At 62.8% G+C, this 13,258-nt stretch carries 12 protein-coding genes; 11 read left to right on the top strand and 1 reads right to left on the bottom strand.

Annotation, left to right across the window (positions count from 1 at the left end; translation table 11 throughout):
• Positions 1-29 precede the first annotated feature (29 nt).
• The gene (alr, locus tag G5134_RS04085) at positions 30-1,142 is read right to left on the bottom strand and encodes an alanine racemase (RefSeq protein WP_197495616.1); all 1,113 of its coding nucleotides are present in this window, start codon (positions 1,140-1,142) and stop codon (positions 30-32) included.
• Positions 1,143-2,152: 1,010 nt separating this feature from the next.
• On the opposite strand from alr, the gene hybO reads away from it, so the two are divergent.
• The 11 genes from hybO (at position 2,153) to G5134_RS04030 (ending at position 13,212) form a co-directional block, all read left to right on the top strand.
• The gene (hybO, locus tag G5134_RS04080; RefSeq protein WP_421231889.1) at positions 2,153-3,286 is read left to right on the top strand and encodes a hydrogenase 2 small subunit; all 1,134 of its coding nucleotides are present in this window, start codon (positions 2,153-2,155) and stop codon (positions 3,284-3,286) included.
• Between the two features lie 2 nt (positions 3,287-3,288).
• On the top strand, positions 3,289-4,314 hold the full coding sequence (gene hybA, locus G5134_RS04075) for a hydrogenase 2 operon protein HybA (RefSeq protein WP_421231888.1): 1,026 nt from the start codon (positions 3,289-3,291) through the stop codon (positions 4,312-4,314).
• Positions 4,307-5,494 carry a Ni/Fe-hydrogenase cytochrome b subunit gene (gene hybB / locus G5134_RS04070; RefSeq protein WP_011706348.1) on the top strand — a complete coding sequence of 396 codons (1,188 nt, stop codon included), beginning with the start codon at positions 4,307-4,309 and terminating at the stop codon, positions 5,492-5,494. The genes hybA and hybB overlap by 8 nt, the downstream gene beginning before the upstream one ends.
• Positions 5,491-7,194 (top strand): hydrogenase 2 large subunit, encoded by a 1,704-nt coding sequence (gene hybC, locus G5134_RS04065; protein WP_421231887.1) that lies wholly within the window; start codon positions 5,491-5,493, stop codon positions 7,192-7,194. Before hybB ends, hybC begins: the two co-directional genes overlap by 4 nt.
• On the top strand, positions 7,194-7,724 hold the full coding sequence (locus tag G5134_RS04060) for a HyaD/HybD family hydrogenase maturation endopeptidase (RefSeq protein WP_421231886.1): 531 nt from the start codon (positions 7,194-7,196) through the stop codon (positions 7,722-7,724). The genes hybC and G5134_RS04060 overlap by 1 nt, the downstream gene beginning before the upstream one ends.
• Positions 7,706-8,254: a hydrogenase-2 assembly chaperone gene (gene hybE, locus G5134_RS04055; protein ID WP_065018032.1), complete on the top strand. Its 549-nt coding sequence runs from the start codon at positions 7,706-7,708 to the stop codon at positions 8,252-8,254. Before G5134_RS04060 ends, hybE begins: the two co-directional genes overlap by 19 nt.
• Positions 8,255-8,360: 106 nt before the next feature.
• Positions 8,361-9,992, top strand: a complete 1,632-nt coding sequence (locus G5134_RS04050; protein WP_065018033.1) for an ABC transporter substrate-binding protein — start codon at positions 8,361-8,363, stop codon at positions 9,990-9,992.
• On the top strand, positions 9,977-10,981 hold the full coding sequence (locus G5134_RS04045; protein WP_065018034.1) for an ABC transporter permease: 1,005 nt from the start codon (positions 9,977-9,979) through the stop codon (positions 10,979-10,981). Before G5134_RS04050 ends, G5134_RS04045 begins: the two co-directional genes overlap by 16 nt.
• Positions 10,971-11,789 carry an ABC transporter permease gene (locus tag G5134_RS04040; RefSeq protein ID WP_421231885.1) on the top strand — a complete coding sequence of 273 codons (819 nt, stop codon included), beginning with the start codon at positions 10,971-10,973 and terminating at the stop codon, positions 11,787-11,789. Before G5134_RS04045 ends, G5134_RS04040 begins: the two co-directional genes overlap by 11 nt.
• The gene (locus G5134_RS04035) at positions 11,783-12,571 is read left to right on the top strand and encodes an ATP-binding cassette domain-containing protein (protein ID WP_065018036.1); all 789 of its coding nucleotides are present in this window, start codon (positions 11,783-11,785) and stop codon (positions 12,569-12,571) included. The genes G5134_RS04040 and G5134_RS04035 overlap by 7 nt, the downstream gene beginning before the upstream one ends.
• A complete protein-coding gene (locus G5134_RS04030) occupies positions 12,571-13,212 on the top strand; it encodes an ATP-binding cassette domain-containing protein (RefSeq protein WP_065018037.1) in 642 nt (213 codons plus the stop codon). The genes G5134_RS04035 and G5134_RS04030 overlap by 1 nt, the downstream gene beginning before the upstream one ends.
• Positions 13,213-13,258 lie beyond the last annotated feature (46 nt).

Genomic DNA, 13,258 nt, shown 5'->3' with positions numbered 1-13,258 from the left:
CTCGTTGTGGCCGCCCTCAGCCTGATTGCTCAGGCCAGCTTCAACATAGGCATCTGTTCGCGGTTGTCGCAATGCGCGAGATGCACCCGGCTGGTCAGGCGGGTGAGCAGCTCGTAGGGGATGGTGCCTATCTTCTCGGCTACCTGCTCCACTGGCAGTCCTTCCCCCCACAGTGTCACCTCGTCCCCCACCTTGTCGCTGGCCGCCGGGCCAAGATCGACGGTGATCATGTCCATGGAGACCCGACCCACGATGGGCACCCGACGGCCATTGATCAGCATGGGGGTCCCTTCGGGGGCCATGCGCGGGTAGCCATCGCCATATCCCGCGGCCACCACGCCGAGGGTGGTGTCCCGACTCGCCACCCAGTGACCCCCATAACCGACCGCCTCGCCCTGCAGGCAGGCCCGGGTGGCGATGAGCTGGCTCTTGAGGGTCATGACCGGACGCAGGTCGTGGTCGGCGGCGAGCTGGCCGGTAAAGGGGGAGGCGCCGTAGAGCATAAGGCCGGGCCGGATCCAGTCGCTGCGCGAGGCCGGCCAGGCGAGGATGCCGGCGGAGTTGGCCATGGCCCGCTCGCCCGGCAGATGGGCAGAGAGGCGGTTGAACTCCTCGATCTGCAGCAGAGTGGCCTGGGTATCCTGCTCATCGGACTGGCTGAAGTGGGTCATCAGCTGGAACGGTTGTACTACGTTGTGGCAATGACTCAGCCGTTCGATAAAGGCGGGCAGCTCCTCGGCGCGCAGGCCGAGCCGGTTCATCCCGGTATCGAGCTTGAGCCACACCTTGATGGGGGCGGGCAGAGTGGTCTGCTCGAGCAGTGCCAACTGCTCCCAGGTATGCAGGGTGGTCTGCAGATCGTGTTTGGCCAGCAGCGGCAGCGCCTCGGCACTGAAGAAGCCCCCCAGCACCAGAATGGGCTTGGTGATGGCGTTGGCACGCAGCACCAGTGCCTCCTCGACCCTGGCCACGGCATAGGCATCGGCCTGGGCGAGGGCATGGGCCACCGGCAGCAGCCCGTGACCATAGGCATTGGCCTTGAGTACCGCGATGATCTTGCTGTGGGGGGCGTGGCGGCGTGCCACGGCAAAATTGTGCTGAAGTGCATCCAGATCGATGCTGGCCGTAACTGTGTTCATCATGGGGTCGGGTGTCTGCTCGATGAGAAGTTGGCTGCTGGTCTCAATCCTGATCCTGTGATCCAAGCGGCTGCGACGGGCAAACGGGGGTCACCGAACCATGTTGTTTTATATGCTTTAATTTGTGAAAAGATGTTATCAGTTGTTTTTTGGTTGGTAAATTATGTGGCGAATGGGAATGTGAAAATGGGCAAAATACGGGATATTCCTCTGTATAAATTCGCCTGCCGACGCTTTCTCTGGCTCCCTATGACCCAGTATTTATCACTGGTTTTGTCCCTCCAAACGGGAGGGGGATCGCGCCTTTTTCGCACATAGCTGGCGGTTTTTTGCACCGGCTGCGCGCAGGCTGGGTTGCCGACCCCTGGCAAAGGTGCGGGCAGGCGCATGGCAGAGGAGAAAAGCAGGCTGCCAGATCCATGGAGGATGAAGGTGGGACTGCCGGATGCTTATTGAGCTGGCGAGTGGCGCACGCGGCCGGGGGGAGGCAGCTCATCCGTGGCCAGGGATGGGGAGGCATGATGGGGGGCGGTTAATTAATCAAGCGGCGAGGATCGGCCTTGAACAGCAGGGGGAATTCTTTTTAAAAGCTGATAATAAATATCGTTAGCGCGTCCATTCCACTTGTTTACATATAAGAATACAAATATAAAGGTATATATTATCAACCACTTTTGGCGAGGTGAAATAGCCTATGGTTGGTAACATAAAGACCCTGTCAAATAGTGTGACAACGCTTTCATTCTGATTATTTAACATCACAAATTAACGGGTAATTTAAATGATGTTAATTCTTTAAAATGCAAAAATACCCCCTAGTGGGTATTTTCATCTCTTCGCAAGGGTTTTGTAAGTATATGCCGCATATGAAGTTTTTAAATTAATTGTGATGAGTTTCTATTTGAGTAATGTCCCGTCACTTGATGGAGATCAACACAATGCCGGGGGGGAGTACTTAGCATTTCCGCTATTAAGCATTTATCAAACAAGTGCTCACTACGGGAATAAAAAGAATGGTCGAGGATACTTTTTTATCGGCTCATGGAATTAATCGCCGTGACTTTATGAAATTGTGCGCCGGGATGGCCGCAACCCTTGGATTAAGCCAGCATGCCGTGGCCAAGATGGCTACCGCGCTCACCAGCCCCGAGCGGCCACCGGTGATCTGGATAGGGGCACAGGAGTGTACCGGTTGCACCGAATCGCTGCTGCGCGCCACCCACCCCACCATCGAGAACCTGATCCTCAACACCATTTCGCTGGAGTATCACGAGGTGCTCTCGGCAGCCTTCGGTCATCAGGCCGAAGAGAACAAGCACAACGCCATGGAACGCTACAAGGGCAGGTATGTGCTGGTGGTGGATGGCTCCATCCCGCTTAAAGATGGCGGCATCTACTGCATGGTGGCCGGTGAGCCCATCGTCGACCATATTCGCCGCGCGGCTGCCGATGCGGCAGCCGTCATCGCCATCGGCTCCTGCGCCGCCTGGGGCGGGGTGCCCGCCAGCGGTGGCAACCCGACCGGCGCCGTCAGCCTGGAGGAGGCCCTCGGCAACCTCGGCACGCCGATTATCAATATCCCGGGCTGCCCGCCCAACCCCCACAACTTCCTCACCACGGTCGCCTACTACATCACCTACGGCAAGCTGCCGGCGCTCGATGCCAAGAAGCGGCCGCTGTTTGCCTATGAGCGGCTCATCCACGAAAACTGCGAGCGTCGCCCGCACTTCGACGCCGGCCGCTTTGCCAAGGAGTTTGGCGATGAGGGCCACCGTCAGGGCTGGTGTCTCTATCACCTGGGCTGCAAGGGGCCGGAGACCTACGGCAATTGCTCGACCCTGGAGTTCTGCGACGTGGGCGGCGGCATCTGGCCGGTGGGCATCGGCCACCCCTGCTACGGCTGCAACGAGCAGGGGGTGGGTTTCAGCAAGGGGATCTTCCAGCTCGCCAAGGTGGAGAATCCCACCCCGCGGGTGAACAAGCCCGACGTGGCCATCCAGGAGGGAGGACACATGTCGCCCACCGCCACCGGGCTTATCGGTGGGGCGCTCGGGGTGCTGGTCGGGGTGAGTTTGATGACGGTGCGCGAGCTCGGTCGCCAGCAGAAGCGCCATGAAGCCGAGCAGCACTCATCACGGGAGGAGTGACCGTGAACAGACGCAACTTCCTCAAATTCGCCTCCGTCGGTGCGCTGGCGGCGGGCACCACCGTCTCCGGCACTGCCCTGGCGGCGGCCGAGAACAAGCCGCCCATTCCCGGCGCGCTCGGCATGCTCTACGACTCCACCCTCTGCATCGGTTGCCAGGCCTGTGTGGCTGAGTGTCAGCGCCTCAACGGCAACCCGGCCAATCCGGCCGGGGAAGCAACCTGGTCCAACAATGACAAGCTGAGCCCCTACACCAACAACATCATTCAGGTGTGGAAGAGCGGCACGGGTGAGCACAAGGATCAGCTGGTGGATGGCTATGCCTACATCAAGAAGCAGTGCATGCACTGTGTCGATCCCAACTGCGTCTCCGTCTGCCCGGTGCAGGCGCTGACCAAGGATCCCAAGACCGGCATCGTCCACTATGACCCGGACGTCTGCACCGGCTGCCGCTACTGCATGGTGGGCTGCCCGTTCGATGTGCCCAAATATGACTACGACAACCCGTTCGGGGCGATCCACAAGTGCGAGCTCTGCAACCAGAAAGGGCTTGAACGCATCGATCAGGGCAAATTGCCCGGCTGCGTCGAGGTGTGCCCCACCGGCGCCGTCATCTTCGGCCCCCGCGAGGCGCTGATGGCCGAGGCCAAGCGCCGGCTGCTGGCCACCCCGGGCAGCGAATATGCCTACCCGCGCCAGACCTTCAGCGCCAACGATCCCTACCTGCATGAAGTGCCCAACTACCAGCCTTACGTCTATGGCGAGAAGGAGGGGGGCGGCACCCAGGTGCTGGTGCTGGCCGGGGTGCCCTACACCAAGCTCGACATGCCTGACTTGCCGGAGCTCTCCTCCGGGGCGCGCTCCGAGCACATCCAGCACACCCTCTACAAGGGGATGGTGCTGCCGCTGGTGGTGCTGACCGGGCTCTCGGTGCTCATTCGCCGCAACACCAAGGACCATCAGGATGGCGACGATCATGACTCGCACGCGGGTCATGACAAGCAATCGGGAGGCAAGGATCATGAGTAATCACAAGGCACATCCGCTGGGGGGCAGGCTGGTCAGCTGGCCGGTCATGGTGCTGGCGCCCTTCGTCATCCTGTGCGGCATGCTGATCCTCAAACGCCTCATCTTCGGGCTGGGCTCGGTCACCGATCTGAACGGCGGCTACCCCTGGGGGCTCTGGATCTCGTTCGATCTACTGATCGGCACCGGTTTCGCCTGCGGCGGCTGGGCGCTGGCCTGGGCGGTCTACGTCTTCAACCGGGGCGAGTATCACCCCCTGGTGCGACCGGCCCTGCTGGCGAGCCTGTTCGGCTATTCCCTGGGCGGCCTCTCCATCACCATCGACGTCGGCCGTTACTGGAACCTGCCTTACTTCTACATTCCGGGTTTCTTCAACACCTCCTCGGTGCTGTTCGAGACGGCGGTCTGCATGACCATCTACATCGGGGTGATGGCGCTGGAGTTTGCCCCCGTGCTGATGGAGAAGTTCGGCTGGAAGGTCTCCCTTGCGCGGATCAACAAGGTCATGTTCTTCATCCTGGCGCTGGGGGCCCTGCTGCCCACCATGCACCAATCCTCCATGGGATCCCTGATGATAGTGGCGGGGGAGAAGATCCATCCGCTCTGGCAAAGCTACGAGCTGCTGCCGGTCTTCTCCTTGCTCACCGCCTTCATCATGGGCTTCTCCATCGTGGTGTTTGAAGGCTCTCTGGTGCAGGCGGGGCTGGCGGGGCGCGGCCCCAACGAGAAGCCGCTGTTCTACAAGCTGACCCAGGTGATCGACATCTTCCTGATCCTGTTCGTGGCGCTGCGCTTTGCCGAGATCGTCATCAACGACAAGTCGGAGTACCTCTCCCAGTGGGATCGCTACGCCTTGATGTTCTGGAGCGAGATCGCGCTGATGATCTTCCCGCTGCTGGTGTTCCATTGGGACAAGAGCCGCCGCGATTCGCGCATGTTGTTCCTGGGGGCCCTCAGCATGCTGCTGGGCGCCGCCCTCTGGCGACTGGACTACTCCCTGCTCGCCTTCAACCCCGGCAATGGCTACCACTACTTCCCCTCCGCGGCGGAAGTGCTGATCTCCTTGGGCTTCGTCGCCATCGAGGTGTGTGCCTATTTGCTGCTGATCCGGCTCTTGCCGGTACTGCCATCACTTGAACGTGTTCACCAAGATTATCAGGCCCGAGGGAAAGCCAACGTATGAGCCAACGTATCACCATAGACCCCATCACCCGCATCGAGGGTCACCTGCGTATCGACTGTGAAATCGAAGGCGGCGTCGTCACCAAGGCCTGGTCGTCTGGCACCATGTGGCGCGGGATGGAGGAGATCGTCAAGGGCAACGACCCGCGCGATGCCTGGATGATAGTGCAGCGCATCTGCGGGGTGTGCACCTCCATTCACGCCATCGCCTCGGTGCGGGCGGTGGAGAACGCCATCGGCGCCAAGGTGCCGGTCAACGCCCAGTACATCCGCAACCTGATCATTGCGGCCCACAACATTCACGATCACATCGTCCACTTCTATCAGCTCTCCGCACTGGACTGGGTGGACATCACCGCCGCCCTGCAGGCCAATCCGCAAAAGGCGGCTGACATGCTCAAGGGGGTATCGACCTGGTCCCTCAACAGTGCCGACGAGCTGACCAAGGTGCAGGATAAAATCCGCGCGCTGGTAGCCAGCGGCCAGCTCGGCATCTTCGCCAACGGCTATTGGGGCCACAAGGCGATGAAGCTGAGCCCGGAGGTAAACCTCATCGCCGTGGCGCACTACCTGCAGGCGCTGGAGTGCCAGCGTGATGCCAACCGCATCGTCGCCATCCTCGGTGGCAAGACCCCCCACATCCAGAACCTGGCGGTGGGCGGGGTGGCCAACCCCATCAACCTGGATGCGCCGAGCGTGCTCAACCTGGAGCGGCTGCTCTATGTGAAGAGCTTCATCGACCGGCTCGGCGAGTTCATCGAGCAGGTCTACAAGGTGGATGCCGCCATCATAGCCGCCCACTACCCCGAGTGGCTGAACCTGGGGCAGGGGGCCAAGCACTACCTGAGCGTGCCTGAGCTGCCCACCGACGGTGACGGCGGCAGCTTCCTGATGCCCGGTGGCTACATCGAAAACGGCGATCTGGCCGGCTATCGTCCCATCGAGAGCCATCAGGATGCCTGGCTGATGGATGGCATCGCCGAGAGCAACAAGCACGCCTGGTACAAGGATGACGAACCCCTCAAGCCCTGGGAGGGCAAGACCGAGCCCAACTACACCGGCTGGCAGGATGACGGCAAGTACTCCTGGGTCAAATCTCCCACCTTCTACGGCAAGGTGGTGGAGGTGGGGCCGCTCGCCGATTTGCTGGTGAAGCTTGCCGCCAAGCACCCGGAGACGGTGGCGCACTTCGATCAGCTGAACGGCCTCTATAAAACGCTCACCGGTTCGGCCATCAAGACCGAACAGCTGCACTCCACCCTGGGCCGCATCATAGGCCGGGCGGTGCGCTGCTGCGTGCTCAAAGACACCCTGTCTCATCAGTGGAAGGCGCTGGTGGAGAACATCGGCAAGGGGGATTTCAGCGCATACATCAAGACCGAGATCCCGGCGGACAAGGAGTTTCACGGGGTGGGCTTTGAGGAGGCGCCGCGCGGCATGCTCTCCCACTGGGTAGTCATCAAGGGCGGCAAGATCGAGAACTATCAGGCGGTGGTGCCGTCGACCTGGAACTCGGGCCCGCGCAACTTCAACGATGAACCCGGCCCCTACGAGCAATCCCTGGTGGGCACCCCGGTGGCCGACCCCGCCAAACCGCTGGAGGTGGTGCGTACCATTCACTCGTTCGACCCTTGCATGTCCTGCGCGGTGCATGTGGTGGATACCCAGAGTGGTGAAACGACTCAGGTGAAGGTGCTGTGATGAACACCCTGATCCTGGGCGTGGGCAACCTGCTGTTGAGCGACGAGGCGGTGGGGGTGCGGATCGTCGAGGGGCTGGAGCGCGACTACCGCTTCGCCCCCGGCATTGAGCTGCTGGACGGCGGCACTGCCGGCATGGAGCTGCTCGAAGCCATGGCCAGTCGCGACCACATCATACTGGCGGACGCGGTGCGCAGCGGCAATCCGCCGGGTACCGTGGTGACCCTGAAAGATGAGGAGATCCCGACCCTGTTTGGCCGCAAGATCTCCCCGCACCAGCTGGGGCTGGCGGATGTGCTCTCGGCGTTGCACATGACAGGGGAGTCGCCCAAGCGGCTCACCCTGATCGGGGTGGAACCCGAATCCCTCGAACCGCGCATCGGCCTCACCCCTGTGGTGGCGGCGGCGCTGGGGGAGGCGACGGATCGGATATTGACTCTGCTGGCCAGTCTGGGGGCACCGGCCATCCCGCTCTGTGAGCAGGAGAAGGTCGAGCGAGTGCGGGAGGGCATATGGCGCAATCCATTGTGAATAAGGCAGTGAACGAGGCTGCGCAAGAGCCGGCGCAGGAATTTGCCGGTTTCGCCACCAATCCCGCGCCTCTGCTGGTAGCCCAGTACGAGCGGATCGCTCGCGAAGAGATGCAGGCGTTGCCCTTCTATCACGCCACCATGCCCATCGTGGCGGAGTGCGTGCTGTTTGAAGGTCAGTGGCTCGGCTGTGTGCTCACCCCCTGGATGTTGAGCGTGGTGGTGCTGCCGGGGCCAGATCAACTCTGGCCGGTGCGCGGCAGCAGCGATCGGCTCGCCCTGCAGCTCCCCTGCGGCAACCTGACCTTTATGGTGGGGGCATTGCCCGAGACGGGGCAGTTGCTGGCCTGCTCGCTCATGTCCCCCATCGACCCGCATCTGGGGGCCGACGAGGGGCGCGCGCTGGTGAGCAGCACCCTCAAGATGTTGCTTTCGCTTCCGGTGCAGCAGGGGGAGGGCGGCATGAACTTAAGCCGGCGTCGCCTGTTCAGCGGCCGGCGCGGCGACCCTGTGGGCGACACCCAGCGCTAGGTCTCATCTGCAATCAGGTTTAGAATAGGGGCCGTTTTGGCCCCTCACTCGCTTCTGTCGTGCCCCTGTTTTTCGATAGTGAGTGGTAAAACGAACAAGGGATCTTATGACCATTCAATGCTTTGGCTGCCATTCAGGCAGCAACGCCGCCCGCCATAAAGGCCTTTCAGTCACTGCGGCCGCCTTGCTGGCCCTGCTCTCGGGCGGTTTATCTTCCATGGCGCTGGCGGCCCAGCCCGTCCCCGCCGAACTCAAGCTCGCCATCGGCAGTGAGCCCACCGAAGGGTTCGACCCCCTGCTTGGCTGGAGCCACGGCAGCTACCTGCTGCTGCACAGCCCGCTGCTCAAACAAAGCTCCGATCTCAGCTGGCAGAACGTGCTTACCCAGGTGGTGACCCCGAACCAGGATGGCAAGGGGTGGCTTATCCGCCTCAAGCCGGATCTGACATTCTCCAACGGCGCGCCGCTCACTGCCGAAGACGTGGCCTTTACCTACAACAGCGCAGCCCAGGGCGGCGGCAAGATCGACATGGGCAACTTTGTCTCGGCCAAGGTGCTCTCGCCTACCGAGGTTGCCATCACCCTGAGTGCCCCCCAGAGCACCTTCGTCAACGTGCTGGGATCGCTCGGAATCGTGTCGAAGCGGGATTACGATCCCAAGCGCTATGCCCGCCATCCGGTCGGTGCCGGCCCTTACCGGTTGGTGAGCTTCCTGCCTGGCCAGCAGCTGGTGGTGGAGGCCAACCCCCATTACGCCGGCGGCAGCAATGACTTCAAACGGCTGGTGTTTGTCTTTATCGATGAAGAGAGCGCCTATGCCGCCGCCCAGAGCAGCCAGCTCGACCTGGTGCGCATCGCCCCGTCGCTGGCGCCCACCGTACCCGACACCCTCAAGCTGTGGGTGCGGCCGAGCGTGGAAAACCGCGGCATCGTCTTCCCCATTCCGCCTGCGGGTAGCAAGGATGCCAATGGCAACCCCGTCGGCAACGACGTAACCTCGGACGTGGCGGTGCGCCGCGCCATCAACTACGCCATCGACCGCCAGTTGCTGGCCGATCAGTTGCTGGAAGGGCACGCCATCCCGGCCTACAGCGCGGTAGAAGGCTTGCCCTGGCTGAATAAAGCCACCGCCTTCAAGGACGGGGATGCGGCCCACGCCAACGCCCTGCTGGACGAGGCGGGCTGGCAAGTAGGGGAAGACGGCGTTCGCCACAAGGGCTCCCGGCGCGCCGCCTTTACCCTCTGGTACACCAGCGGTGACAGCACCCGCCGGGATCTGGCGGAAGCGGTGCGGGCCATGCTCAAACCCATCGGCCTCGAGGTGAGCCTCAAGTCCGGCAGCTGGGAGCAGGTGGAGCGCGAGATGCACGCCAATCCTGTGCTGATGGGGTGGGGGAGTCTGGATCCCATGGAGCTCTATCACCACTACCAGAGCGGTTCCGCCGGCGTGGAGTTCTACAACCCGGGTTATTACAAAAATCCGGTGGTGGATGGCCACCTCAAGCAGGCGCTGGATGCCCCGAACTGGCAGGCGGCCGTGCCGTTCTGGCAGCAGGTGGAGTGGGATGGCAAGGCCGGCGCCGGGGTGCAGGGGGATGCGGCCTGGGCCTGGCTGCTTAACGTGCAGCACACTTATCTCGCCAACCGCTGCATCGACCTTGGCAAGGGGGCGCCGGAGATCCACGGTAGCTGGTCTTTGCTCAACAACCTGCAGGATTGGCGATGGACGTGCCGTTAAGTTCGTCCACCATGATGACTGCAACACTAAAAGCCCTGCTGCGTCTGGCAGGGCTGTTATGTCTGGTCTCGGTCGCCACCTTTGTGCTGCTGAGTTACTCCCCCATCGAGCCCATCAAGGCCTATATCGGCAACGATCTGCTCCATGTGCCGCCCGAGCAGTACGCCCGCATCGCCGCCCGCTGGGGGCTGGATCAGCCGCTGTGGCTGCGTTACTGGCACTGGTTCAGCCAGGTGCTGCGGGGGGATCTCGGCTACTCCATGCTCTACAACGCACCGGTGGGTGAGGTCATTGGCCAGCGCTTTACTGCCTCCTTCCTGCTGCTGGCGGGGGCCTGGCTGCTCTCCGGCTTTTTCGGCATCCTGCTGGGACTTTGCGCCGGTCGCTATCTCAACCGCTGGCCCGATCGCCTTATTTGCCGCTTTGCCTACCTGCTCGCCTCCTTGCCTACCTTCTGGGTTGGCCTGCTGCTGCTCGCCCTGTTTGCGGTGCACTGGCCGCTGTTGCCGGTCTGCTGCGCCTGGACGCCGGGGCTCGCTGCCGATGAGGCGGATTGGGCCATGCGGTTGCGTCATCTGCTGCTGCCGGTGACCACACTGGCGCTGCTGGGGCTTGGCAATATCGCCCTGCACACCCGGGCGCGGGTGGCCGAGGTGCTGGCGAGCGATTTTATTCGCTACGCCCGTGCCCAGGGCGATGGCGGCTGGCCCATGCTGCGCTTTCACGTGCTGCGCCACGCCCTGACCCCGGCGCTCTGCCTGCAGTTTGCCTCACTTGGTGAGCTGATTGGCGGATCGCTCTTGGCAGAGAAGGTCTTCTCCTATCCTGGGCTCGGTCAGGCCACCGTGGATGCGGGGCTGCGTGGCGACATTCCCCTGCTGATGGGCATAGTGCTCTTCTGCACCCTGCTGGTCTTTTTGGGCAACACGGCGGCGCGGGTACTGCTGGCCCGCATCAACCGGGGCTGGGAGGGTGGACATGCTGTTTAATCCGCTCCCCTCCTTGCTGCGGCTGGGTTTTGCCCTGCTCGGATTGGCGCTGCTGGCCGCCTACGGCTGGAACCTCTCTCATCAGGATGTGCCGATGGATCTGCTGGCCCGCCAGCAGCCCCCCTCGCTGACCCACTGGTTCGGCACAGATCAGATGGGACGGGATCTCTGGCAACGCGCCTTTCAGGGTACCCTCACCAGTCTGGAGCTGGGGATCAGCACGGCCCTGTGCAGCGGTCTGCTGGCCATGGTGGCGGCGAGCCTCTCGCTTATCCATCCCAGGTGTGATGCGGCGGTGCGGCTGGTGATCGACGCCATGCTGGCGCTGCCCCATATGCTGCTGTTGATCCTGATCTGCTTTACCGCAGGGGGTGGCATGCGCGGGGTGATCCTGGCGGTGGCGCTCACCCACTGGCCCAAGCTGGCGCTCATTCTCTGCGCCGAGGCGCGGCGGATCGCCAGCAGTGACTATGTGGTGCTGGCCCGCTGTCAGGGGATGGGGGCGCTGTGCCGCTGGCGCACCCACCTGCTGCCGGGGCTGTTGCCCCAGTGGTTTATCGGCACCTTGCTGATGTTCCCCCACGCTGTGTTGCACAGCGCGGCGCTGAGCTTCCTCGGCTTTGGTCTGGCGGCCCACGAGGCCTCGCTGGGCTTGCTGCTGGCCGATGCCTTGCGTTATCTGGCCGGTGGCGGTTGGTGGCTGGCCCTCTTCCCCGGTCTGATGCTGCTGACATTGGTTTTACTGTTTGATCAGGCCACTCGCGCCCTGCAACAACTCTGGTTTGGGTTTGGGGGAGATACATGCTGAGTTTTGACCAGGTGACCATAGAGGCGGCCCACTACTCCTGGCTGGGACGGCGCAGCTGGCGGCCGCTGTTGACCGATATCAGCCTGCAACTGGCGCCCGGCGAAATCGTCGCGCTGGTCGGGGGGAGCGGCGAGGGCAAGAGCCTGCTGCTGCAAAGCGCCCTGACCCTGCTGCCGGACAACCTGCGGATGCGCGGCACCATCTCTCTCGATGGCGTCCCCCTGTGCGATGCCAGCCGTGCCGGACTGCGCGGCCACACCCTCTGTTATGTGCCGCAGGGGGTGAGCGCCCTCAATCCGCTGCTGACGGTGGAGCGCCAGCTGAGCCGTGCAGCGCGCCTCTGCGGCCAGAGCGGTTCTCGCGAGCGGCTCGGCCAGCAATTGCTGCGCTACCAGCTGCCCGCCGCCACCCTGGACAGCTATCCGCGCCAGCTCTCCGGCGGCATGGCCAAGCGCATTCTGGCCTGCACCGCGGCCCTTGGCGGTGCCCGCTACATTTTGGCGGACGAGATCACCGCCTGGCTCGACGAGGGGCTGGCCTGCCAGCTGCTCAGCCAGTTGCGTGAATTAGCCAATCAGGGCTGCGGTATCCTCTGGGTCACCCATGATCTGGCGCTGGCGGCCCGCTTTGCCGATCGCATCGTGGCGCTGCATCAGGGGCTGGTGAGCGATACCTTGAGCTGCCACCATCTGCGCCAGGGGCAGGGGAGCGAGATGCTCCGTGCCCACTGGCAGGCGCTGCCCGAGTTCAACGCGCTCTTCTCTGTGCCGGAGGTTTCCTGATGTTGGAAGTACGAAATCTCACTATCGCCCAGGGGGAACATCCCCTCTGGCAGGGATTGTCGCTGACGGTGAAAGCGGGCGAACGGCTCGGCATCTCCGCCCCGAGCGGTTATGGCAAGACCACGCTGGGGCGGGTATTGGCGGGTTGGCAACCGGTTGGGGCCGGCGGGCAGATCCTGCTGGATGGGCAGCCGGTTCCTGAACAGGTAAAAGGCTATAACCCTATCCAGCTGGTGCCCCAGCACCCGGAACTCACCTTCAATCCCTATCGCACCACCGGGCTGGCGCTGTGGGATGTATGGCGCCCCGATGACGCCATGCTGGCCCGCTTTATGGTCAAGCCTGCGTGGCTCGGCCGTAAACCCGGTCAGCTCTCCGGTGGCGAGCTGGCCCGCATCGCGCTGCTGCGCGCCCTCGATCCCCGCACCCGTCTGCTGATTGCCGATGAGGTGACTGCCCAGCTGGATCCGCAGATTCAGCGCCAGCTCTGGCGGGAGTTGATGATGGAGTGTGAGCAGCGCGGGCTCGCCATGCTGGTATTCAGTCACCAGCAGGCACTGCTGCGCCAGATCTGCCATCGGGTGCTGCGCTTTGGTGAGGTGCAGCCCGTGACTGGTGTATTGGCTGAAAATGCGGCCTGAGGATTGGTTCCCCCTCATCCCCAGCCCTTCTCCCGCAAGGGGAGAA

It is taken from the genome of Aeromonas sp. 600276 (assembly GCF_049175815.1).
GTDB classification, from domain to species: Bacteria; Pseudomonadota; Gammaproteobacteria; order Enterobacterales; family Aeromonadaceae; genus Aeromonas; species Aeromonas dhakensis.
Note: the sequence above shows the minus strand (reverse complement) of the source record. Positions and strands in the feature narration are given on the sequence as shown.

Bases quoted from the DNA above. Each gene is read 5' to 3' on its own strand.
- G5134_RS04035 (WP_065018036.1), top strand. From the start codon at position 11,783: ATGCTGAGTTTTGACCAGGTGACCATAGAGGCGGCCCACTACTCCTGG.
- hybO (WP_421231889.1), top strand. From the start codon at position 2,153: ATGGTCGAGGATACTTTTTTATCGGCTCATGGAATTAATCGCCGTGAC.
- alr (WP_197495616.1), bottom strand. From the start codon at position 1,142: ATGATGAACACAGTTACGGCCAGCATCGATCTGGATGCACTTCAGCAC.
- G5134_RS04040 (WP_421231885.1), top strand. From the start codon at position 10,971: ATGCTGTTTAATCCGCTCCCCTCCTTGCTGCGGCTGGGTTTTGCCCTG.
- hybE (WP_065018032.1), top strand. From the start codon at position 7,706: ATGGCGCAATCCATTGTGAATAAGGCAGTGAACGAGGCTGCGCAAGAG.
- hybB (WP_011706348.1), top strand. From the start codon at position 4,307: ATGAGTAATCACAAGGCACATCCGCTGGGGGGCAGGCTGGTCAGCTGG.
- G5134_RS04050 (WP_065018033.1), top strand. From the start codon at position 8,361: ATGACCATTCAATGCTTTGGCTGCCATTCAGGCAGCAACGCCGCCCGC.
- G5134_RS04045 (WP_065018034.1), top strand. From the start codon at position 9,977: ATGGACGTGCCGTTAAGTTCGTCCACCATGATGACTGCAACACTAAAA.
- G5134_RS04030 (WP_065018037.1), top strand. From the start codon at position 12,571: ATGTTGGAAGTACGAAATCTCACTATCGCCCAGGGGGAACATCCCCTC.
- hybC (WP_421231887.1), top strand. From the start codon at position 5,491: ATGAGCCAACGTATCACCATAGACCCCATCACCCGCATCGAGGGTCAC.
- G5134_RS04060 (WP_421231886.1), top strand. From the start codon at position 7,194: ATGAACACCCTGATCCTGGGCGTGGGCAACCTGCTGTTGAGCGACGAG.